This is a genomic window from Bradyrhizobium sp. Leo78 (assembly GCF_059512425.1).
In genome coordinates this window covers 1-20,696 of sequence record NZ_JCAMOT010000061.1, presented here as the reverse complement: position 1 = coordinate 20,696, position 20,696 = coordinate 1, and the positions used below count along the sequence as shown (strand labels likewise).

Here is a 20,696-nt window from a genome sequence, read left to right as displayed (position 1 = left end):
GCTGCGCAGGTTTCATGGTTCGCGTTTAGGAGGAAGTGTACGAGATGGGAATTCTGAAAGGTAAGACGGCTGTCGTCACGGGCTCGACGAGCGGCATTGGCCTCGCCTGCGCGCGGGCGTTCGCGAGCGCGGGCGCTAACGTCGTAATCAACGGCATCGGATCGCCCGCAGACGTCGAGGCGGCGCGCGCCGCGATCGCACGCGACTTCGCCGTCAAGGCGATTTACTCGCCTGCGGACATGATGAAGCCGAGTGAGATCGCCGGGCTCATCGCCCTCGCCGAGGCGAGCTTCGGCAGCGTTGACATCCTGGTCAACAACGCCGGCATCCAGCACGTCGCGCCGATCGAAGACTTCCCCGCCGAGAAGTGGGACGCCATCATCGCGATCAATCTCTCGGCCGCTTTCCACGCCGTTCGTGCAGTCGTGCCTGGCATGAAGAGACGCGGCTGGGGTCGCATCATCACCACGGCCTCGGCGCACTCGCTGGTCGCCTCACCCTTCAAGTCGGCCTATGTCGCGGCCAAGCACGGCATCGCTGGCTTCACGAAGACGGTGGCGCTGGAACTCGCGCGCTCGAAGATCACCTGCAATTGCATAAGTCCGGGCTACGTCTGGACGCCACTCGTGGAGAAGCAGATCCCGAACACGATGGCGGCTCGTCGCATGCGGAGGGACGAAGTCATCAACGATGTCTTGCTCGCCGCGCAGCCCACGAAGGAGTTCGTCACCGTGGAGCAGGTCGCCGCGCTCGCACGGTTCCTGTGCAGCGACGACGCTGCACAGATCACCGGCGCGAATCTCTCGATGGATGGGGGTTGGACGGCCGCGTAGCTCGTTCAATTCATGGAGCGTTCAATCATGTCTGTAGTTGAAGAAACGAAGCTAAACGAGACCAGTCGTCGCGTTTCTGAGCTCAATCTCGCGGAAGATAACCGCCTGGCCAATGCCCCGCGCATATGCGAGGAGGTCTTCAATGCGGACGTGCTGCCCCGCGATGCCGAGCTGATGACGCCGAGCGACTTCTATGCGGTGATTGCTTCCGGACCGCCGCGCACGCGGCCAACGCCCCAGGATGAAGAGGTAAGGCTGTTTCCCTATCTCGCGGCCTGATGGACGCGACAGAGAACGACCCGGCGGTTAACCCAAGTCAACACCAGCAAAGCCGAACTCGGAGATCATCCGATTCGAGTAGTCAACGGACACAGTCATGACATCGCCGCCGCGCAGGCGAAGGCCTGGCGCGAAGCCGCCGACAAGTTTCGTGAGGCCGCGGGCAAGGTAGCCGCAACGCATACCGGGGATTTCGATGCGGCACTGAAGCAGATAAATCCGATGTGTCAGAAGCGGAAGCGCGTCTGCAGAAACTAAAGCAGGTCGGCGGCCGTGGTCCGTACTGAGCGCTGCGCTCGCGGAATCCCGCAAGGCGTTCGAGCCGTAGCGTAGCCTGGCGGAGAGAGTTGGAGTCAAACTCACGATTTTTCAATCGTTCCACTTCCAAGGAGACCGAAAGCTGCTGAGGAAGCGCTCGCCTGCCTCCTCCAAAGATTTCGAGTCTGAGCCGGGTTCGATTCCGGTCGGGGCAAATTGTGGAGTCCGGAACGGCATCGGCGTCCCCGCTGCCGGAAGCCTGCTGTTCTATTTTTGTCGGCGAATACCACGCGTCATCCTGCTGGTATTTGTGCTGGTATCGACAGCAATCGACGACAAAAGTGGTTTCAGATTCAAATGGTTATGGCTCTAGGCAATTATCGGCCAGGGGCACCACGGAAAAAATCATAATAATAACAATAACTTAAGCTCCTGGTTCGATTCCGGATTTCTCCGCAAAACTTTCGGGATGCATTGAAAATACAAGCAAAAGCCCACTGCAGCCGTCCGCTTTGCTGGTATTCTTGCTGGTATCGCCAAGCCAAACGCGCCGCGGCGGATTTCGATATTCCCCGACGAGGGAATTAAGCGCCGGCATGCCCCGTTCACCGCTTTACGCGTGACGTTCGGACGTCAATCTCAAATGACCAACCCCGCGTTGGCTGGCCATAGAGGAACGCGAACGCGTTCACGATTGCTTCGATACTGATCAGGCTTCATTCGCGACCGGCCAGACTGTGACCGAGAGCAATGTCGCAAGTGATCGAGCGCGAGCCTGCATCATGGCAGAAGCACGAGGTCGCTCGGATCGTGGCGGCTTGACCGCGGCAACCATCTTCTCGACCTGGGCGTTGGTCACGTGCGTTACGGCGGCGGCTCCAAATTTCCAGGCGCGCGCGGGCCAATATTTGCGAAAGTGAACCGGAGCGCCGCATGAGGGCCTGGAGGTTGCTAGACTAGCGTTCTGCTCCTCGAGCTGTCGTCGTTCTCGGATCGTCGATCCAAAATTTACAAATGGTGCTGAAGAAGAGACGCCGGCTTCGAGCAGGAAACAGTCACCGATCTCATCTCCATCGCCACGCCATCGTCTTTCGAGATCGACAAGTACAGCCTTTTTTCAGATCGGGTGCCTACACGTGGAGTTGCAGGCGCGCGCACGACAAATCACTCGGACCGGCAACTAAGGTCGAAAATTTCGATATCGAGCACCGGCGGCTTCGTTGGACCAGTCTCTGGCCCGACGGGCCTCAAACGCCGTAACGTTGGAACGATGTAGCCGGAGAAATTCTGGTAAGCACTTACAAATTGCGATACCGGTCTTCCTCCGAGTTCCAGCGCGTCATAGTCCACCCGAACCAAAAGTCCTTCTGAATCAAAAAATAACTTCTGTTGGAGGGGATAAATCGAGGCCGTTTCGGAAAATTCGACATGCATCAGGCGAAGAGGCTGTAACCCACCGTTCACGAGCGGTGGATCGCCCTCGCGTATCGACGCCGCTGTTTCCAGAAGATACGGCATAGCTACGAGGGTCCACACGGAATATCCGCAGAACTGAGCGAGATCCAGGACATCCCAGGATCCATTCGAAGCACGTTTCGTCCAATCCTCGAAAGAACGTCGCTCGGCCTGGATTACTTGCCCATTCTCGTTTTCGATACCGACCTGGCTCAAATCACAGAAGAGACGATCATTACTGACATCGAAGCCCATAATACGGACCGAATGCTCGCGGATGTCAGCCTCGACCACCACTTCCTTCAATGAGTTTTCTCGATGTTTTTGTTCGACAAGCAAACCGCTCATCGTCATATGAACGGTGAACCCACGCAGGTTGCGCCACCGGTCGGCGCCGCCAGACGCCGACAAGACCTGCTCTAGCAGGCTCATTCCACTCCTCCCTGTTGCGGCACACTCAAGAGCGGATAGCCAACGTGGGCAACCTGGTCGCGCTTCAGTCCGTCGTGACCCTACTGTGACGGTCTGAAAGGTCGCCTTCAAGCAAGGTACCCCTCACCTTCACAACTCTTCGCGAATCTTCACGGGTGTGTCGGGCGCAACTTTTCATTCTGCCCGCCCGCCTCCTCGACGCTCACGTGAACGTCAAGTGAGGCGCGGCGTCACCGCTGCGCGGTCGAACCGGCTCCGCCGGCTCAATCTTTTTTTGCTCTTTCGGCCAATAGCGACCGAGCGAGCGTAAGGTCCGGGGTCGAGCGCCCGTCGCGGAAGCGGTCGCACAAGTCTTCGAGTAACGCAGGATCAAGCGCACCGACGCACCGCTCCCCGAGGCACGTCATGGCGATGGCAGTGCGGAGTTCGAAGGCGAGCGACGAGTGGGTGCGCGCCAGCTCCAACGATTCTGCGAGGCTGGCTGCCGCATCGGCGTATCTTGGTCCCCGAACACCGGCGAGCGCGAGTCCTCTGACTCGAAGAATTTCCGGCGTGTACCAAGAACCTCCCCCTTCCGCGTCTTGCTTGAGAACAGAATCGATGATCGCTACGGCTTCGCTATTCTCTCCGCCGGCCACCAAGGCCTCGGCCAGGCCAGTCGCGACCGTGGTCGCCATCAGTTGGTGACGATGGCCGCGGAGGTGCTCCAGGCCCTCTCGCATGCACGCGATGCCTCTGTCTCTATCGCCATCTGCCGTTAGTAACCTACCTGCCAAACCTCGCGCCGCAGCTAGGAATGGGATCAGCGAGTTTCTTTCGCTTTGAGCTTGCAATTCATCTGTGATCTGCCACGCGACGTCGTGATCGCCCGCCCAGTGGAAGACCCATGCCGAAAACATCAACGACATGCAAAGGGTGACTGGATGACCTATCTTCCGGCCCTGGTCGACGGCTTCATGCGCGACCGAAACGGCTCTCGACGTTAGACCTCGAAGCCAGTAAACGCGAGCAAGCGTACCGAGACTGCGGGTATAATTATCGTACCCGTATTGCAGTAGTTTCGGGTCTTGAGAGCGCGTGATTCCATATGCAGCCTCACAGTGAACTTGCGCCTTCGCTTGATCGCCGGCCAGATGATATGCCGCACCAAGCATCGCCTCCGACAACGACAGGTAGCCGGGGTCGGCCAGCTTTTCGCTGGCTGAATGAAACTTTGCTGCCTGCGTCAATGCGCTTTGAAAGTCGCCGACCCGGGCCGAGAAAAGCTGGAGACCGCTGAGAATCCGGAGCTTGTAGCTTGTGTCGTTGACGGCCTCGGACAAATCGAGGGCCTTCATCAAAGCACTATGTGATGCTGACTTCTCTCCGTCAGTGAACATGCGCGACAGCGCGAGTGCCGTCCAGAGCTCCAAGGCGTGCCGGCTTGGCTCGGTCTCGGCCCCGACGATAGCGACTCCTCGTTCGGCCCATTCGCGACACTCTATCAACAAGGACATATCGAGGAACAGGCGGGTAGCGCTCGCGGCGATCCGGAGTTTGTCGACAGACGCTTCGTCCGATGAAAACGCGAATTCGAGTGCTGTCCTGATGTTCGAGACGGCTTCCTCCCGATCGACGTCGTAGCCTGGCGATGAGTGGGGGCGGGAAGAGAATTTTTCGATGCAATCGCAATAATAATCCGCGTGGCGAACGGCGATTTCGTGGGCCTCTCCACTTTCCATCAAATGATGACGCAGCCGCGCGCGCGTGGTGTCGAGCAGACGATACCGCAGATCGGAACCGTTCACGACCACCGTTATCAACGATTTTGCCACTAGCGTAGAGAATTCCGCGAGCAAGCCGTTCGCAGCGGCGGCATTCGCATCGATGACGACGCGCCGGGCCGCCTCGAACGAGAACGGCCCCGTGAAGACCGACAGACGCCGGAGGACCACCCGCTCGTTCTCCGCAAGAAGCCTATAGCTCCAGTCGATCGTTGCGCTAAGGGTTCTATGCCTCGGGACAGCCGTCCGTTTCCCCGAAAGGTGCAGGGCCATATCGCTGTCCAATAGGCTGGCGATGCCTGTGATTCCGAAGGTGTCGACACGCCCGGCGACGAGTTCCAAGGCAAGCGCGATACCATCCAGCCGGCGGCATATGGCGGCGATCGTCGGAACGTCCGACTCGGCGATGTCCGGCGCCACTCCACGTGTGCTTAGTCGCTCGACAAAGAGGCGAGCGGCAGGGTACTCAAGCAGCTCGATGGCGGTCATGCCCGAAACATCCGGGGGGCATTCAAGGGGCTGCAGGCGGTGAACGCATTCGCCATCCGCCCTCAAGGATTCGCGGCTCGTCGCCAAAAGGTGAACGTCCGGGCAGTGCCGCAATATTGCTTCGGCAAGTCCCGCCGCGGCTTCGGCGACGTGCTCGCAACCGTCGAGGACGATTAGGGTCCGCTTCCGGCTTAGCGCTGCCAACAGCGACTCGAGCAGATCACTCGACTTCGTGGAAACATTGGTCGATGACGCGACCGCAAACGCCACGGACTGCGGATCGCCGAGCAAACCTAGATCGACGAAGCAGACGCCATCCGCGAAGGTGTCGGAAAGCGAATGCGCCACCGATATTGCAGTTGTCGTCTTGCCGACGCCGCCTGACCCAACGATCGACACGAAGCGGTGTGCAATAAGTTGGGATGCGATCGCCTTGATCGCGCTTTCTCGGCCGACGATCTCAGCCGGAATGACGGGCAACCGAGACCGGAACGGTTCGCTGTTGACCGAAATGGGCGCGGCTGCCATCGCGGTCACCGCAAATGCGAAACAGTAACCTCGCCCTGACACGTTGGTGATATATTTTACGTTCGACCCATCCCCTTCGAGTGCCTTCCTCAAGGCACTGACGTGCACCCGCAAGCTGCTTTCGTCCACGTGCACGCCGGGCCACACGCGATCGAAAAGCTCCCTTTTTGTAATTACCTGCTTTGGGCGCTCGAGCAATGCGAGCAGAATATCAAAGGCGCGTGCCCCGAGAGCGACCGCCACGCCATCTTTCTCCAACTTACGCTGGCTTGGTATCAACCTAAAAGGGCCGAACGTGACGGTTTCAGCGTCGAAGTTCCCGTTCTCCGGTGACTGCCGCAACTCGCCGCTGTTCATCATGAGCGGTGTTACCAGATAAATGGCGGTTCCTCGAACCGTCACGCGATTGTGTTCTGGTCGGTTGCTTAGTGGAGACGATCGATACGGAACGGCGAGTGGGCGTGTCCGGACGGGTCGGGCGCGTCACGCACCGTGTTGGGAAGCTTCCGGATAGTATTGGGGAGCTTCCCTACGATCGAACATGCCGTAGTCCCGGACCACGCGGACCTGCCGCAAACGCCCGTCCGACGGGAGTTTTGCCGATGCGGCGAAGGCGGCGGCGGCGTCTTTCGACTTCCACACCATCATCAGGACGACGTCGCCCGGCGTGAGAACGGCATCGAAGACCTCCCACTTAAGCAAGCCGCCGGCATCGGGATTCAGGGCGAGGTGATCGGCAATCGGCGGTTCGTCCGATGTTTCGATGGAGCCGTTCGGCCATTTTGCGTCGACGAACGTCACCGTAGTTCCTTCGCCGATCTCGGTTTCGTCGAGACGTTGCTCGGCGATCCTGTGCCCGGCGGGCACATGGGTGTCCCGCGTGATCTCCCCAACACGGAGATGATAATCGAGCAGAATCGTCGACCGTCCCTTCTCTTGGGCGATATGATGCCGCTGCGCGGTCCGCCATCGCACGACGGATTTCTCGTCCCGCCATCCGGAGAGCGACAGCAGCCAGCCCGGCCGAGTGTGGCTCTTGTAGCGGACGTTCTCGATGAAGCCGTCGACCTGCTCCAGCTCGGGCCTCAGCATCTTGGCGACGCCGAGATAGCCGTCCCACTGGTCCGATTTGGGATGAACTTCGAAGATCACTGAGAACATCGTTGCCTCCTTGGTTTTCGCCCTGACCGCTGAAAACATCCAGCGGGCGGACCATCTTGTCAGATCGGCTTTTCAATATGATCGTGAGCAGTCTCGGGTTCAGCAATCGGCTTCTTTCCAGAGCCGAAATCGCGGATGAAAGTATAGAAGGCCGGGGTGAACATCAGACCGAAGATCGTGACGCCGATCATTCCGGCGAAAACGGCGGTGCCTATGGACTGCCGCATCTCGGATCCGGCACCGGTCGCTACCGCGAGGGGAAAGACACCGAGAATGAACGCAGCCGAGGTCATCAGGATCGGACGGAGACGGATGCGCGCGGCTTCCGTCGCGGCCTGTTCGGCCGTATCGCCGTCATGGTCCTGCCGCTGCCGGGCGAACTCAACGATCAGGATCGCGTTCTTCGCGGCCAGGCCCACCAGGACGACGAAGCCGATCTGAGCGAGGATGTCGATCGGCATGCCTCGGAAGGCGAGACCCGTCGCCGACGCGAGCAGACACATCGGCACGATCAGCACGATGGCCAACGGCATCTTCCAGCTTTCGTACTGCGCGGCCAAGACCAGGAAGACGAAGAGAGCGGACGCTGCGAAGATGACGATCGTCGGGATGCCCTGCTTTTCCTGCTGGTGCGACAGCTCGGTCCACTCCATCGCGAAGCCCGCCGGCAGCACCTCCTTGGCGAGAGCCTCCATCCGGGCCGCGGCGGTGCCAGACGCGATGCCCGGTGCCGCGGTTCCGAGGACGTCGGCAGCCGGGTAGAGGTTGTAGCGCGGCTGACGATAGGGCGCGGTCTGGTTCTGGAAGTTGGCGACCGAGCCTATCGGCACCATCTCGTTGCTCGCGTTGCGGACCTTGAGGCGGCCGATGTCTTCTGGCGTCTTGCGGAAGACTTCGTCAGCCTGGGCGAGCACCTGGTAGGTGCGATTGAGATAGTTGAAGTCGTTCACGTACTGAGAGCCGAGATAAAGCTGGAGCGTCGAGAACACGTCGGTCGGCGTGAGGCCGACCTTCTCGGCCTTCTCGCGGTCGATATCGGCGAACAGCGAGGGCGCCCCGGCGTTGTAGAGGGTGAACACGCCGGCGAATGCCGGATCCTTGTTGGCTGCGGCGACCAGCGTGTTGGTGGCATCCGCCAGCTCCTGCGCCGTGTGGTCGCCCCGGTCTTCTACCATCAGCTTGAAGCCGCCGGCGGAGCCCAACCCTTGCACGGGGGGCGGGTTCACCACGATCACTACCGCGTCCTTGATGCCGGCCAATGCGGCGCGGACCTTCGGCAGCATGGTCGCGGCGTTGACGCCTGGGATGTGGTGTCCGTACAGCGACGGCAGACCGTAGAAGATGGTTCCGACGTTGGGTGCGATGGTCGACGTGGTGACGTCGAGGCCGGCCACGGGTGAGGTATGGGTCGGGCCCGGCACTTCCTTTAGGACGATGTCGTTGACTTCGCGTACGACTGCATCGGTTCGTTGAAGGCTCGATCCCGGGGGCAGGAACACGATGACGGCCTGATATCCGATGTCCTGGCTCGGGATGAAGCCGGTGGGCATTCGGGACATCTGGAAGCCGGTCAAGCCGATCAGGCCAAGATAGACGACGCCGACGACGGCGCGCGCCCTGATGATGCGGCCCGTGACCCGGCCGTAACTCGATGACGCCCACTCGAAGCCTGCGTTGAAACGCCCGAATGCGGCCCGCACCAGGCGGCCGATGCCGCGCGGCTTGGCATGCGCGGCATGCCGCTTCAGCAGCACCGCGCACAGTGCCGGGCTCAACGTCAGCGAGACGATGACCGAAATGATCGTCGAGGCCGCGATCGTCGCTGCGAACTGGGTGAAGAACAGGCCGGAGATGCCGCTGATGAAGGCCGACGGGATGAACACCGCGCACAGCGTCAACGCGATGGCGATCAGGGCGGTTGAGACCTCGTCCATCGTCTTGTGTGCCGCCTCTCGCGGGGACATGCCCGCCGCCATGTTGCGTTCGACGTTCTCGACAACGACGATGGCGTCGTCGACAACGATGCCGACCGCCAGAATCAGGCCGAACATCGAGAGGTTGTTGATCGAGATGCCGAAGATGGCGAGGACCGTGAAACAGCCGACCAGGGAGACGGGAATGGCGATCACGGGGATGATCGTCGCGCGCCATGTTTGCAGGAACAGAAAGACAACGCCGACGACAAGAGCGATCGCTATGAAGATCGTCTTGACCACTTCCGCGATCGACTGGCTCACGAAAGTCGTCGGGTCGTAGATCCGGATGTAATCGAGACCAGGCGGGAAGCTCTTCTTGAGTTCAGCCATCTTCGACCAAATGGCGTTCTCGACCTGCACGACGTTCGCACCCGGCGTGGCTTTGGGAAACCAGGGCGTCGACGGATACTTGTCGGCGTAGGCGATGGAGCCGTAGTCGGCCGAGCCGAGCTCGACCCGGCCGATGTCGTGGATGCGGGTGACCCGTCCCCGACTGTCGGACTTGACGATGATGTTGCCGAACTGCTCCGGCGTCGTGAGCCGGCCGAGCGCCTGGACGTTGATCTGGTACGCCGCGTCGGTCGTCGTGATCGGCGGCGCGTTGAGCACGCCGGCCGACACCTGCGCGTTCTGCGCACGCAGCGCGGCCAGGATCTCATTTGCGCTGATGTTGTCGGCGGCGGCCTTGTCCGGATCGATCCAGATGCGCATCGCGTAGTCGCGCTGACCGAAAATCTGAAAATCGGACACGCCCGGCAGGCGAGCGATCTCGTCCCGGATCTTGAGCATGTAGTTCGACATGTATTCGGGGTTTCGCGAACCGTCCGGCGAATAGACGTGAACGCCGAGCAGCAGCGCATCGATCGTCTTTCTCACCTGCACGCCCTGGGCTTGGACTTCCTGCGGCAGACGAGACAGCGTGTCTTGGACGCGGTTCTGCGTGAGGACCAGGTCGGTGTTCGGGTCGGAGCCGATCTTGAAGACCACTGAGATCGCGAGCGCGCCGTTGCCGGTGGATTGGCTCGTAATATAATCCATGTTTTCGACGCCGTTGATCGCCTGTTCGAGCGGCGTGGCCACGGTGCGAGCCACGACGTCGGCCGATGCGCCGGGGTAGACCGTGGTGATCTGGATGGTCGGGGGAACGATGTCGGGATATTGCGCGACGGGCAGCAGGAACGCGGCGGCGGCGCCGAATATCGTGAGAAAGATGCTGATGACGGCGGCGAACCTCGGATGCTCGATGAAGAAGTGCGAGAGTTTCATGGCGATTCAGCCTTTTCAGCAGAATGAGGTTACGTCGACTAACGGAAGCGACGAATGAATGAAGTCGGGAGGTACGGTGGAGCGCGGCGGCTCGACCTACGTCGGGTTCGCCGCACCGGCCCATGAGCGATGAGAGCGCTCCGCGAGCCACGCTTTTGGTATCCAGGAAGGGTCGGCCCTCCCCTCGATCCGGTCCTTCTCAGCGATTGTCGCCTTTCGAGAAGAGGTTACTTCGTGCAGCATGACCCTGAGGGCGGCGACGTCGACCCGATCCGCCTGCATCAGGCTTTGCGTCAGGCCGTCGCCGAGCAGCTCGTCAATCGTCGTTTCTTCGAAGCAGACGCTCATGTCGGTCCCCTTCAGTCGGAAGCAAGCTGCTTCGTGGCGTTTTGGGCGATCACCTTCGCGCCAGGCTTGGCTATCGGAATGCCGGCGACGACGACGCGGTCGGATAACGTTAGGCCGGAGGTGATCACGCGAAGACCGTCCCGCAGATCGCCAAGCTGGACCTTCTTTGGCGTGACGGTGCCGTCCGCACCGACGGTCAGGACGACGTGTTCGGACTGATCCGGCAGAATCGACGCGTCCGGAACGAGGAGCGTAGGGACCGGCTTTGAGATCGCGATGCGAACTCTTGCGAAGGCGCCGGGGGTCAACACGCCATCGGTGTTCTTGATCGTCGCGCGTCCGTGGATCGTGCCGCTCGAGCGGTCGAGCGCATTGTCGATGAAGTCCAGCGTGCCGTTGCGATCGAAATTGCCGCCGTTGATGGAAACCTGGACCTTGTCGGCCAGGGGTCCCTGCTGCTGCCGGTGCGCCTGCTGGAAGGTCGCGTAGTCCGACTCGCTCAGGTCGAAGTTCAGATAGATGTTGTCGACCGAGACGAGCGTCGCGAGCAGGGTGGTCGGGCTGGTGGCGGCCCTGCTGCCGGCCACCAGGTTGCCGATCGAGACGAGGTGCGTGCCGATGCGGCCGGTGAACGGCGCCGTCACGCGGGTATGATCCAGATCGAACTGCGCGTCGCGGACCGCGGCCTCCGCGGCATCGAGAGCGGCCTGCGCGGCAAGCTTCTGGGCCAGGCGCTGATCGGCATTCTCGATCGTTCCGAAGCCGCTCTGCTTCAATGTGTCGGCGCGGCCCAGTTGCTGGATCGCGAGTTGAAGCTGCGCACGAGCCGTCTCCACCTGTGCCTTCGCCTGGTCCAGCTTGATCTGATACGGGGTCGGGTCGATCTCGAAGAGGACGTCACCTTCGTGGACGACGTCGCCGTCCTTGAAGCTGATTTTGGTCAACGTGCCGCCGACCTGGGGGCGCAGTTCGACCTGCTGCACCGCCGAGAACTGACCCAGCAGCTGCAGACGCTTCTCGAGGTTGCGCTCCGAGGGAGTGCTGACGGTCACCGTCGGCGCGGTGGGCGCCGCCGCCTTGGCTGAAGGGGCGAGATATCCGGGCCCGAAGACGATGCCCGCGCCGAAGACACCCAGGGCTGCGACGGTGGCGAGCCAGACCTTGATGTGGGCCTTGCGGGAGGAGGCGGGTTCGACGGCTTGCCGTTCGACTGCGACTTCAGACATTGGTGCTCTCCATTTGTCTATCTATCAGTAGATGCACGGACCGTATCCGCGCGCTCCGAACCTGTCAACGTCTATCTATCGATAGACAGAAAAAAGTTGAACTTTCAGCGAGCCACTGATTTGGTTGAATTCTCGACCGCCGGAGCGTCCCAGCGGGTCGATACACCCCTCATCGCCTTCCGTATCAAGCGGCCCTGATCGCCAAATCACCTCTAATCCCATGCGGGTTTTTATTCGCCTCTGCCACGCGGCGGCAGCGCCAAGCCCGCGGCGGCGTTCCGACGAACTTGTTGAATGTTCTCGTGAGGTGCGATTGGTCGGCCAATCCGCATTCCAGGGCGATCTCGGCGATGGACTGGCGCGTCGTCGCCAGAAGGTGTTTGGCGAGCTCGATCCGCGAAACCAGGACGAAGTCGGAAAACGGCATCCCTTCGCTCGCCTTGAAGGCTCGCGAGAAATAACTCGGGCTGAGATTGACGATCCCGGCCACGGTTCCGATCCGCAGGCGTGCGTGCAGATTCTCGCCGATGAATCTGCGGGCGCGCAGCAGTTGCCAGTTCGCCGGGTGGCCATTCCTGCCGTAGGTTTTCCCTCGGTGGCCGACGAGCCTGCAGGCGTCCTCGATCCGCTGCCGCGCGCCGGGCACGTCCTGGTCCAGAAGCCTCAAAGCCTCTTCGAGCAGAGCAGCCGCCGCGGCTTGCCTCGTTCGGTCGCCGGGTCGGATAGTGGTAAGTGCGTCGGACATCCTCCAACCTTTCGAATTTCGGTTGCGGGCCGAGGATGACGCTTTGCCGCCGCGAAGCCAGTTGTGATGCGTGAACGTCCGTTAAGTTTCGCTATAGTGCTGGTACGGATAGCTTTTTTCTGACCTTGCAGCCGTCGGTGGCGCCCGTAGTCGGAGGCCTAGCCATCGATAGCGCGACAATTCTCGTCCTCGGTTTCGCGACGGCATGGTGTCGGCAGAAACGAAGCATAGAGCGGCGCACGCTGCGAAAGCAGATATGAGCTTTCCGTGCACCGCGCTTCGGAGAGGCGTTTCTGTCGACGAGATCAAGCCGGCAGGTACTGCGCCTGGTCGAGGTTCAGACGCCGGGCTGAGATCGGCAGACCTTGAGGGTCGCGCGATCGTACGTGGTGATGTCGTCCAAGGCCGTGGATACGACCATCCCCCCGGTGATGGTCGCCAGCAGTTCGGTCGCCTCGTCAGGCAAGAGGCCGCCCCCGACGAGCTTGTCCAGGCACATCCTGAAGAAGCGCTTCACTTCCGCCGTGACCTCGTCAGGAAGGCCCAAAGATCCCGCTCCGAGGACGGTGACCGGGCACATCCGCTCGGCCGAGCGCACGGTCCCCCTGAACGCGTCCGCCATCACGTCATGGGGGTCGGCACCGCCGGCAAGTTCTCGATCGAATTTCTCGCCGAGACGGTCCGCGTATCTATGCACCACGGCGGCGGCGAGCTTCTCCTTCGTCGCAAAATGATAGTGGACGCTCGAACTCTTCACGCCCACATCCTCCGCGATGTCCCGGAAGCTGAAAGCGTTGAATCCGCCGCCGCGCATTCGAAGCTCGGCCGCATCCATGATCGCTTCAGCGATGGTGTTCATGGCACTTCTCCGATCTATCTTTCGATAGATAGGTACATGATCTTGGGCGTCGTCGCAAGCATTTTGTCTATCCGATATCCGATAGAGACCCAAACGAAAGCCGGCCGGCGGTCTGAACGTGCGCGTTAGCGCCGGCTCGCAAGGTTCGTGGGACGGCTTGGTCGTTCAAATCGGGCGTCGGGAGACAAGAACCTTGTGACATTCCGGGCTTCAATCGGCCTCCAAGATCAAGCGATGGAAGAAAATGAAGAAGCTTCGATGGGAATTGAAACTCGGCTCCGGGGCTCCGAAGCGCCGGCCAACTTGAGGTCCGCCGAATTCTTCTCTCTCTATCGTTAGATAGTTGTTGACCGCGCGAGATCGACCGTCTATCGGACGATAGATAGACGAGTGACCGCGTCGGTTTCAGCCCGTCGGAGAATCAAGATGCTAGAATTCACCCATCGCAATCCGGAGATGAGGCTCGGCGAGAAGAGGCGCGTCGCTCTCGTCCTTGCCGACATCCAGAACGAATTCCTCGAAGAGAAGGAGTCGGGGACCTACTACGCGCTGATCGAGGATGCGCTGAAGAAGCGCGACGTCATCGGCAACCTGGAGAGGCTACTCAAGACGGCGCAGGAACTCGGCTACTTCATCGTCCACTCGCCGCACTGGTACTACCCGACGGACCGGCAGTGGACGGTGCCGCCCGGAGCGATCGGCCACTATCTCGGCGGCATCGGCTTTTGCGGCCGCAAGGATCCGGTCGATCTCGAGGGCTTCCAGGGCTCGCGGGCGGACTACTACGAACCGTTCAAGAAGTACCTGCTGGACGGGCACACCTGCAATACGTCGCCGCACAAGGTCTTCGGGTGCGAGTCGAACGACATGATCAAGCAACTGCGCATGCGCCGTGTCGAACAAGTGATCATGGCGGGCCCCGTCGCGAACATCTGTCTCGAATCGCACATGCGAGACGTCATCGAGGCAGGCTTCGAGGTCGCGATGGTCCGCGATGCGGTGGCCGCCGGCGTGAACGAGGAAGGCGACGGCTATGCGGCGGCGATGGTGAACTACCGCTTCATGGCGAATGCGGTCTGGACGACCGACGAGGCCATGCAGCGCATGAAGGCCGCTGCCTGATTCCGAAATCCTCAGAAATAAGCTGAAAAGGAAGAACGACCATGTCTGATACCATCCTCATCACCGGAACATCGAACGGTTTCGGCAAAGACCTGGCAAACACGCTGGTCGCCCGCGGTCATCGCGTATTCGCGACCATGCGGGATATGGACGGGCGCAATCGCGAAGTGGCGAAAGAATTGCAGGCGAAGGGCATCGAGACCCTTGAGCTCGACGTCACGAACAACGCGAGCGTCGATGCTGCGGTGAAGACGCTGTTCGGCAAGACCGACGGCAAGCTGGACGTGCTCGTCAACAACGCGGGCATCGCCTCGGGAGGTCTCGCAGAGACCTTCACTCCGGAGCAGGTGCGCGAGATGTTCGAGGTGAACGTGTTCGGCATCCAGCGCATGATCCGGGCGGTCGTGCCGCAGATGCAGGCGAACAAATCCGGCATGATCGTCAACGTCGGTTCGATCCTGGGCCGGCTGACGTTGCCCTTCTACGGTCTCTACGGCGCCTCCAAGCACGCCGTGGAAGCCCTGACCGAGGGCTACCGATACGAACTTTCGCAACTCGGCATCGACGTCGTGCTGGTGCAGCCCGGTCCGTTCCCGACAAACTTGTGGGCGGCGGTTCAGAAGCCTTCCGACCCCGGTCGGGCGGACAAGTACGGCGAGGTAGCGGCTCTTCCCGGCAAGGTCGTCGAATTCCTCGGCGGCGTGTTCTCCGGCCCCGACGCTCCGAACCCGCACGACACGGCGGAAACGATCGCCCAGCTGGTCGGGACGCCCCGCGGCAAGCGTCCCGAACGCGTGGTTGTCGGCCTGGCGTTCGGCGCCGATGCGGCCAACTCCGCAATACATCCGATCCAGGAGCAGGTGGTCGCCGGCGTCGGCCTGGATCATCTCAAGACGCTGAGGGTCGCTTGACGACTTTCGAGGTGGATCCGAGCAAGCTTCGCTCACGGCGGGGCTCGCTCCAGCAAGGCGAGTGACATATGGCAGCGGAACGCAAAGTCGTCGTGGTGACCGGCGCATCGCAGGGACTCGGCGAGGCCTTCGTGAAGGCCTATCGGGAACGAGGTTGGCGCGCGGTGGGAAATTCAAGGTCGATCGCGCCTTCGAGCGACCCCGACTACGTCACGGTCGCCGGTGACGTCGGCGAGCCGGAGATCGCCAGGAAAGTTGTCCGGACCGCACTCGAACGCTTCGGCCGCGTTGACACGCTGATCAACAACGCCGGCATCTGGCGCCCCGGTCCCATCGAGGGCATCTCCGAGGATCTGTACCGACGCGTGATGTCGACCAATCTCGACAGCGTGTTCTTCGCAACGCAGGCCGCGGTGCCCGCGATGAAGAGGCAGGGCGGAGGTCTCATCGTCCAGATCTCGACGAGCCTCGTCGAGCACGCGCTTCAGACCGTGCCGGCCGTACTCGCGTCGCTGACGAAGGGCGCTGGTGTCGCCGCCACCCGCGGCCTCGCGATGGAGCTCGCTTCCAGCAACATCCGCGTCAACACCATCTCGCTCGGTATCGTCATCACGCCGCTTCACGATGGATCGAACCCGGACGATCTGAAGTCTTTCTCGCCGCTCAACCGCAACGGCAAGATCGAGGATGTCGTGCGGGCCATCAACTATCTCGAGGATGCCGACTACGTGACCGGCGAGATCCACTACGTCGATGGAGGCCGAACTGCGGGCCACTGATCCTCGGCGGACGCACCGCTTCTCATTGCGCAAGTCCATCTTCGAACCTTCTCGTCAGCTTCCGCCTCTCTTGCCACCCGAGCCAGGCTGCGTTTTGCGGCCCCTCACTCAAAGGAGATATCATCATGACAAACACGTTCATCCGAAACGCGCTGGTCGTCGCCGCTACCGCCACCTCGCTTTTCGGCGCCCCTGCCTTGGCTTTCGAGCAGACTGCGAAACTGCCCGAGGCGACCAACTCGCTCGAAATCCCATTCGAAGATATGACCTTCGCGGATTCTGGATTTGCCGCCTACGGACCCCGCCGTCCCGATGATCACTCCAACAGGGACATCATGGTTTCGGACGCCTACGGCAAGGTGGCCTCGGGACCTCACGCCACGATCACGAAGTTTCCGAAGGGCTTCAAGAGCGCGCTGCACACTCACACCGGCGATTACTACGCGGTCGTGATTTCCGGCGTCATGGCGAACTACCGCCCCGGCAGTGAGATCAAGCATCTGAGTGCCGGATCCTATTGGTTTCAGAAGGGCGGCGAACCCCATATCACCGAGTGCTTCTCGGAGAATTGTACCGTCGTCCTCGTCCAGGACGTTGCCTTCGATGCGCAGATCTTGAGCAAGTAAGCGGCGGCCAAGACCCGGCGGTGTTCGTATCGCCAGGCCTGTTGATCCCGATGCGGGAGGCAACGTGGCTTCGGCGGCTACGGCGCACCCGACGATCGTGTGAGGTCCATTCTCCACCAATACGGAGCGACCTTCTTGTCGAACATCATAGGGCCGACCGGATCGTGATTTCAGAAGGCGCGGCAATCGATCGCCGCCGAACGACCACGCGAGCGCCGGCTGTGGCCGCCATCGGCGACCCCGACGCGTCACGCTGGAGGTTTCGCATGCATCGTCGCCGCCGAGCCCCGACGATCGGAGACCGATCATCGGACCGATTGAGGTCAGGCCGCGGTCTTTTCCTCGACCCGGAACGTCGCAGTCGCCCGATCGTACTCCGCGCTGTCGCGCAGCGCGTTCGCGACGACCAGCGCGCCGATGATCGTGGACAAGAATTCGGTGGCGTCGTCCACGGACATGCCCTGGGCGAGCATCTTGTCCTGGCACATCTTGAAGAACCGCTTCACTTCGGCAGCGACGGGCTTCGGCAGATCCTGCGAGGACGCGCCGAGGATCGTGCACGGACACATGTGGGCTTTCGAGAACGCCGTTCCGCGGAACGCCTTGGCCCAGACGCGTTTCGGATTCGGGTCTTTCGCGAACTCCCTATCGATATTGCCGGAGGTGCGATCGGCCCAACGGCGGACGACTTCGGCCGCGAGGTCTTCCTTCGTGGGAAAGTGGTAGTGGACGCTCGAGCTCTTGATGCCGACGTCCTCGGCGATCTCCCGAAAGCTGAACCCACCGAACCCGCCGGCCTGAATCCGCTTTTCGGCCGCGTCCAAGATCGCCGTCTTCATATCGCTCATGTGGCTCGCTCCTGCGTCTACCTTTCGATAGATAGTTCAATGGAGTCCGGATTGCAAGCTCGGTTTCAGGAACCCGTAGCTGCGCTGGGGCGAATGAAGCCATCATTTATTATCTGTCTATCGATAGATAGATGTTGACAGGGTCGCGGCGAGCGATGTACAACCGATCTATCTATCACAAGATAGATAAGTCGGGCGGCCCCGATGGCCTTCTCGATCTGGATCCCGCCGCATCCCGGCGCTCGAACCCGCAGGAGCTTCGCCATGGACCGCCGCCTCGTAATTCTCGCGCTGGGCATGTTTGCCCTGGGAACCGATAGTTTTGTCGTCGCGGGCGTGTTGCCCGAGATCTCGCAGTCCTTCGGCGTGAGCATCGGCGCCGCCGGACAGCTCACCACCGTCTACGCGATCGCATACGCGCTGCTTTCGCCGACCGCGGCCGCCGCGTTCGCGCACGTCGAGCGCAAGAAGCTGATGCTCTCCGGTCTCGGCATCTTCATCCTCGCCAATCTCGCCACGGCCTGGGCGCCGAATTTCAGCCTCGCGCTGGTCGCCCGCGGACTCGCAGGCCTCGGCGCTGCCATTTACGCGCCGACGGCCACCGGCTCCGGAGCCAGCCTTGTGTCGCCGGAAAAGCGCGGCTTCGCGCTCTCCATCGTGATCGCCGGGCTGACCTTCTCAACCGCGCTCGGCTCGCCCATCGGCACTCTCATCGGCGGACTTGCCGACTGGCGCTGGACGATGGTGTTCGTCTCGGCCATCAGCGTCGTCGCCGCGCTCGGCATCGCGATCTCGCTCAAGGATATCCCGACGCCTCCGTCGATCTCGCTGAAGCAGCGTCTCGCGCCGTTCGCGGATCGCCGCATCGGTCTGACGCTCCTGACCACGTTCTTCTTTCAGGCCGGCAATTTCGCGCTTTACACTTATTTTGCGGTCATCTTCGGGCGCGTTACGCACGGCGATACCCTGATCCTCGGCCTGCTGCTGGTACTGTGGGGCGTATCGGGCACCGTGATGAACCTCGTTGGAGGCCGGCTGGTCGATACGATCGGCACGCGGAAAGTCCTGGTCGTCATGTCAATTGCGCTGATCGGCGTCACGGCGACGCTGTCCTGGACGAGCGCCGCACTGGCCACGGCCGTCGTCGCGGTTGTGATCCACGGCGCAACGAGCTGGGGCCAGCTCGCAGCGCAGCAGCATCGCCTGGTATCCACCATGCCTAAGGCCGTCCCGATCGTGCTCGGTCTCAATACGTCGGCTACGTACGTCGGTGTCGCCTCCGCGGGTGTCATCGGGGGCGTCAGCCTGACGTTGATCGGAGCGCAGAGCATCGGATGGATCAGCATGGCCCTCTACTTCGCCGCGCTGATCGTGGCCGAGATCGCCCATCGCGTGATCGCGGCGGGAGCTTCTTCCGACAGGAAAGCCGAGCGCGCCGAAGCGCCGGCCTTCGCCGCTCGATAACCCGCAACCACCTCAAGACAGGACACGAACCATGAGCCAGACCGAGAAAGCGAAAGCGTTCGCCGCGCTCCACGTCAAGGGCCGGCCGATCATTCTGTACAACGCCTGGGATGCGGGTAGCGCGAAGGCCATCGCGGACGCCGGCGCGAAGGCGATCGCGACGAGCAGCTGGGCAGTGGCGGCCGCGCAAGGGTTCAAGGACGGCGAAGATATTCCCCTTGCTTTGATGGAGCAGATCGCCGGACGGATCGCCGCGACCGTCGCCAAGCCCGTTACGATCGATTTCGAAGGTGGCTACAGCGACGACGACGCGACGTTGGCGTCGAACGTCACAAGACTTCTCGACCTTGGGATCGTCGGCATCAACTTCGAGGACCGGTTGGTCAAGGGGAAGGGACTCTATGGCGTCGATCGCCAAGCGGGCCGCATCGCAGCGGTTCGCGAGGCGGCTGAGCGAAAGGGGATTCCTCTCTTCATCAATGCGCGTACAGACGTCTATCTCGGGAACGGCGACGACGTTGGCGAGGCCCTGAAGAGAGGCAAGGCGTACGCCTCGGCCGGGGCATCCGGTTTCTTTGTCCCGGGTGTGGCCGCTCCGGATCAAATCCGCCGGATCGCTGTAGACGTGCCGATCCCAGTCAACGTCATGATTATGGAAGGCGTGCCCTCCAACGACGAACTCGCGCAATTAGGCGTCGCCCGTATAAGCTACGGCGCCATTCCGTACGCCGAATCCATGAGTGCGCTTCGGGAGAAAGCAGGCAAGTTGTTTTCCTGAAAGCTACGGTTGGAGGATGCCAGCATGTCTTTCGGCGGCGGAACTGGCCTTGCAAATAGCCGGACAGCGTGTAGGCGCCGGGGAAAAACGGACGCGCGCGGTCAAAGGTCGAACGGAGTGTCGATTCGCGGTAGCATTGGGGATCGGCTTCCCGGGTTCGATTCCGACCAGGGCGATTGTGAATCTGGAACGGCATAAGCGTGCCCGTTGCGGGAAGCCTGCTGTTTTATTTTTGTCGGGAAATACCGCGCGTCCTCCTGCTGGTATTTGTGCTGGTATCGTCAGCAATCCACGATAAAAGTGGCCCAAAATTCAAATGGTTATGGCTCTAGGCAATTATCGGCCAGGGGCACCACGGAAAAAACTGTAGTAACAACAACAACTTAAGACGCTAGTTCGATTCCGGATTTCCCCGGAAAACTTGTCGCGGCGGATTGAAAATCCAAGCATAAGCCTACTGCAGCGGTCCACTTTGCTGGTATTTTTGCTGGTATCGCCAAGCCAAACGCGCCGCGGCGAATTTCGCTATTCCGAACGACGGAATCGAGCA

At 61.3% G+C, this 20,696-nt stretch carries 17 protein-coding genes; 8 read left to right on the top strand and 9 right to left on the bottom strand.

The window, feature by feature from the left end; translation table 11 throughout:
- Positions 1-44: 44 nt before the first annotated feature.
- Positions 45-833 carry a 3-hydroxybutyrate dehydrogenase gene (locus AC5ZG1_RS39790; RefSeq protein WP_496136182.1) on the top strand — a complete coding sequence of 263 codons (789 nt, stop codon included), beginning with the start codon at positions 45-47 and terminating at the stop codon, positions 831-833.
- 12 nt (positions 834-845) lie between these two features.
- Positions 846-1,112 carry a hypothetical protein gene (locus AC5ZG1_RS39785; protein ID WP_496136181.1) on the top strand — a complete coding sequence of 89 codons (267 nt, stop codon included), beginning with the start codon at positions 846-848 and terminating at the stop codon, positions 1,110-1,112.
- Positions 1,113-2,534: 1,422 nt separating this feature from the next.
- Here the strand turns inward: AC5ZG1_RS39785 and AC5ZG1_RS39780 are convergent.
- The 8 genes from AC5ZG1_RS39780 to AC5ZG1_RS39745 all read right to left on the bottom strand — a co-directional run bounded on the left by AC5ZG1_RS39780 (position 2,535) and on the right by AC5ZG1_RS39745 (position 13,618).
- Positions 2,535-3,257, bottom strand: a complete 723-nt coding sequence (locus AC5ZG1_RS39780) for a hypothetical protein (RefSeq protein ID WP_496136180.1) — start codon at positions 3,255-3,257, stop codon at positions 2,535-2,537.
- 263 nt (positions 3,258-3,520) lie between these two features.
- Complete coding sequence (locus AC5ZG1_RS39775) at positions 3,521-6,397, bottom strand: ATP-binding protein (protein WP_496136179.1); 2,877 nt, start codon at positions 6,395-6,397, stop codon at positions 3,521-3,523.
- 123 nt (positions 6,398-6,520) lie between these two features.
- Entirely contained in the window at positions 6,521-7,198 is a 678-nt protein-coding gene (locus tag AC5ZG1_RS39770) for an antibiotic biosynthesis monooxygenase family protein (protein ID WP_496136178.1), read from the bottom strand.
- A 59-nt stretch (positions 7,199-7,257) separates the two neighbouring features.
- Entirely contained in the window at positions 7,258-10,440 is a 3,183-nt protein-coding gene (locus AC5ZG1_RS39765; protein WP_496136177.1) for an efflux RND transporter permease subunit, read from the bottom strand.
- A 96-nt stretch (positions 10,441-10,536) separates the two neighbouring features.
- Positions 10,537-10,788, bottom strand: coding sequence for a hypothetical protein (locus tag AC5ZG1_RS39760; protein ID WP_496136176.1), 252 nt, complete (start codon positions 10,786-10,788; stop codon positions 10,537-10,539).
- Positions 10,789-10,799: 11 nt separating this feature from the next.
- Positions 10,800-12,014 carry an efflux RND transporter periplasmic adaptor subunit gene (locus tag AC5ZG1_RS39755; RefSeq protein ID WP_496136175.1) on the bottom strand — a complete coding sequence of 405 codons (1,215 nt, stop codon included), beginning with the start codon at positions 12,012-12,014 and terminating at the stop codon, positions 10,800-10,802.
- A 184-nt stretch (positions 12,015-12,198) separates the two neighbouring features.
- Positions 12,199-12,660, bottom strand: a complete 462-nt coding sequence (locus tag AC5ZG1_RS39750; RefSeq protein WP_496136174.1) for a helix-turn-helix domain-containing protein — start codon at positions 12,658-12,660, stop codon at positions 12,199-12,201.
- Positions 12,661-13,096: 436 nt separating this feature from the next.
- Positions 13,097-13,618 (bottom strand): TetR/AcrR family transcriptional regulator, encoded by a 522-nt coding sequence (locus AC5ZG1_RS39745; RefSeq protein WP_496136172.1) that lies wholly within the window; start codon positions 13,616-13,618, stop codon positions 13,097-13,099.
- 426 nt (positions 13,619-14,044) lie between these two features.
- Between AC5ZG1_RS39745 and AC5ZG1_RS39740 the strand changes: the two genes are divergently transcribed.
- From AC5ZG1_RS39740 to AC5ZG1_RS39725, 4 genes are all read left to right on the top strand, one after another.
- Positions 14,045-14,740 carry an isochorismatase family protein gene (locus AC5ZG1_RS39740; RefSeq protein WP_496136171.1) on the top strand — a complete coding sequence of 232 codons (696 nt, stop codon included), beginning with the start codon at positions 14,045-14,047 and terminating at the stop codon, positions 14,738-14,740.
- 41 nt (positions 14,741-14,781) lie between these two features.
- Positions 14,782-15,651, top strand: coding sequence for an SDR family oxidoreductase (locus AC5ZG1_RS39735; RefSeq protein WP_496136170.1), 870 nt, complete (start codon positions 14,782-14,784; stop codon positions 15,649-15,651).
- A 68-nt stretch (positions 15,652-15,719) separates the two neighbouring features.
- Positions 15,720-16,430, top strand: a complete 711-nt coding sequence (locus AC5ZG1_RS39730; RefSeq protein ID WP_496136169.1) for an SDR family NAD(P)-dependent oxidoreductase — start codon at positions 15,720-15,722, stop codon at positions 16,428-16,430.
- A gap of 125 nt (positions 16,431-16,555) precedes the next feature.
- Positions 16,556-17,056, top strand: a complete 501-nt coding sequence (locus tag AC5ZG1_RS39725) for a DUF4437 domain-containing protein (protein WP_496136168.1) — start codon at positions 16,556-16,558, stop codon at positions 17,054-17,056.
- 323 nt (positions 17,057-17,379) lie between these two features.
- Here AC5ZG1_RS39725 and AC5ZG1_RS39720 read toward each other — a convergent pair whose 3' ends face one another.
- The gene (locus tag AC5ZG1_RS39720; protein ID WP_496136167.1) at positions 17,380-17,904 is read right to left on the bottom strand and encodes a TetR/AcrR family transcriptional regulator; all 525 of its coding nucleotides are present in this window, start codon (positions 17,902-17,904) and stop codon (positions 17,380-17,382) included.
- Between the two features lie 264 nt (positions 17,905-18,168).
- On the opposite strand from AC5ZG1_RS39720, the gene AC5ZG1_RS39715 reads away from it, so the two are divergent.
- Entirely contained in the window at positions 18,169-19,368 is a 1,200-nt protein-coding gene (locus AC5ZG1_RS39715; protein WP_496136166.1) for an MFS transporter, read from the top strand.
- 31 nt (positions 19,369-19,399) lie between these two features.
- Positions 19,400-20,146 carry an isocitrate lyase/PEP mutase family protein gene (locus tag AC5ZG1_RS39710; protein ID WP_496136165.1) on the top strand — a complete coding sequence of 249 codons (747 nt, stop codon included), beginning with the start codon at positions 19,400-19,402 and terminating at the stop codon, positions 20,144-20,146.
- Positions 20,147-20,696 lie beyond the last annotated feature (550 nt).

Coding starts and splice junctions, on each gene's coding strand:
- AC5ZG1_RS39745 (WP_496136172.1), bottom strand. CDS start 13,618: ATGAACACCATCGCTGAAGCGATCATGGATGCGGCCGAGCTTCGAATG.
- AC5ZG1_RS39715 (WP_496136166.1), top strand. CDS start 18,169: ATGGACCGCCGCCTCGTAATTCTCGCGCTGGGCATGTTTGCCCTGGGA.
- AC5ZG1_RS39765 (WP_496136177.1), bottom strand. CDS start 10,440: ATGAAACTCTCGCACTTCTTCATCGAGCATCCGAGGTTCGCCGCCGTC.
- AC5ZG1_RS39725 (WP_496136168.1), top strand. CDS start 16,556: ATGACAAACACGTTCATCCGAAACGCGCTGGTCGTCGCCGCTACCGCC.
- AC5ZG1_RS39710 (WP_496136165.1), top strand. CDS start 19,400: ATGAGCCAGACCGAGAAAGCGAAAGCGTTCGCCGCGCTCCACGTCAAG.
- AC5ZG1_RS39785 (WP_496136181.1), top strand. CDS start 846: ATGGAGCGTTCAATCATGTCTGTAGTTGAAGAAACGAAGCTAAACGAG.
- AC5ZG1_RS39780 (WP_496136180.1), bottom strand. CDS start 3,257: ATGAGCCTGCTAGAGCAGGTCTTGTCGGCGTCTGGCGGCGCCGACCGG.
- AC5ZG1_RS39790 (WP_496136182.1), top strand. CDS start 45: ATGGGAATTCTGAAAGGTAAGACGGCTGTCGTCACGGGCTCGACGAGC.
- AC5ZG1_RS39775 (WP_496136179.1), bottom strand. CDS start 6,397: ATGATGAACAGCGGCGAGTTGCGGCAGTCACCGGAGAACGGGAACTTC.
- AC5ZG1_RS39755 (WP_496136175.1), bottom strand. CDS start 12,014: ATGTCTGAAGTCGCAGTCGAACGGCAAGCCGTCGAACCCGCCTCCTCC.
- AC5ZG1_RS39720 (WP_496136167.1), bottom strand. CDS start 17,904: ATGAGCGATATGAAGACGGCGATCTTGGACGCGGCCGAAAAGCGGATT.
- AC5ZG1_RS39770 (WP_496136178.1), bottom strand. CDS start 7,198: ATGTTCTCAGTGATCTTCGAAGTTCATCCCAAATCGGACCAGTGGGAC.
- AC5ZG1_RS39740 (WP_496136171.1), top strand. CDS start 14,045: ATGCTAGAATTCACCCATCGCAATCCGGAGATGAGGCTCGGCGAGAAG.
- AC5ZG1_RS39760 (WP_496136176.1), bottom strand. CDS start 10,788: ATGAGCGTCTGCTTCGAAGAAACGACGATTGACGAGCTGCTCGGCGAC.
- AC5ZG1_RS39730 (WP_496136169.1), top strand. CDS start 15,720: ATGGCAGCGGAACGCAAAGTCGTCGTGGTGACCGGCGCATCGCAGGGA.
- AC5ZG1_RS39735 (WP_496136170.1), top strand. CDS start 14,782: ATGTCTGATACCATCCTCATCACCGGAACATCGAACGGTTTCGGCAAA.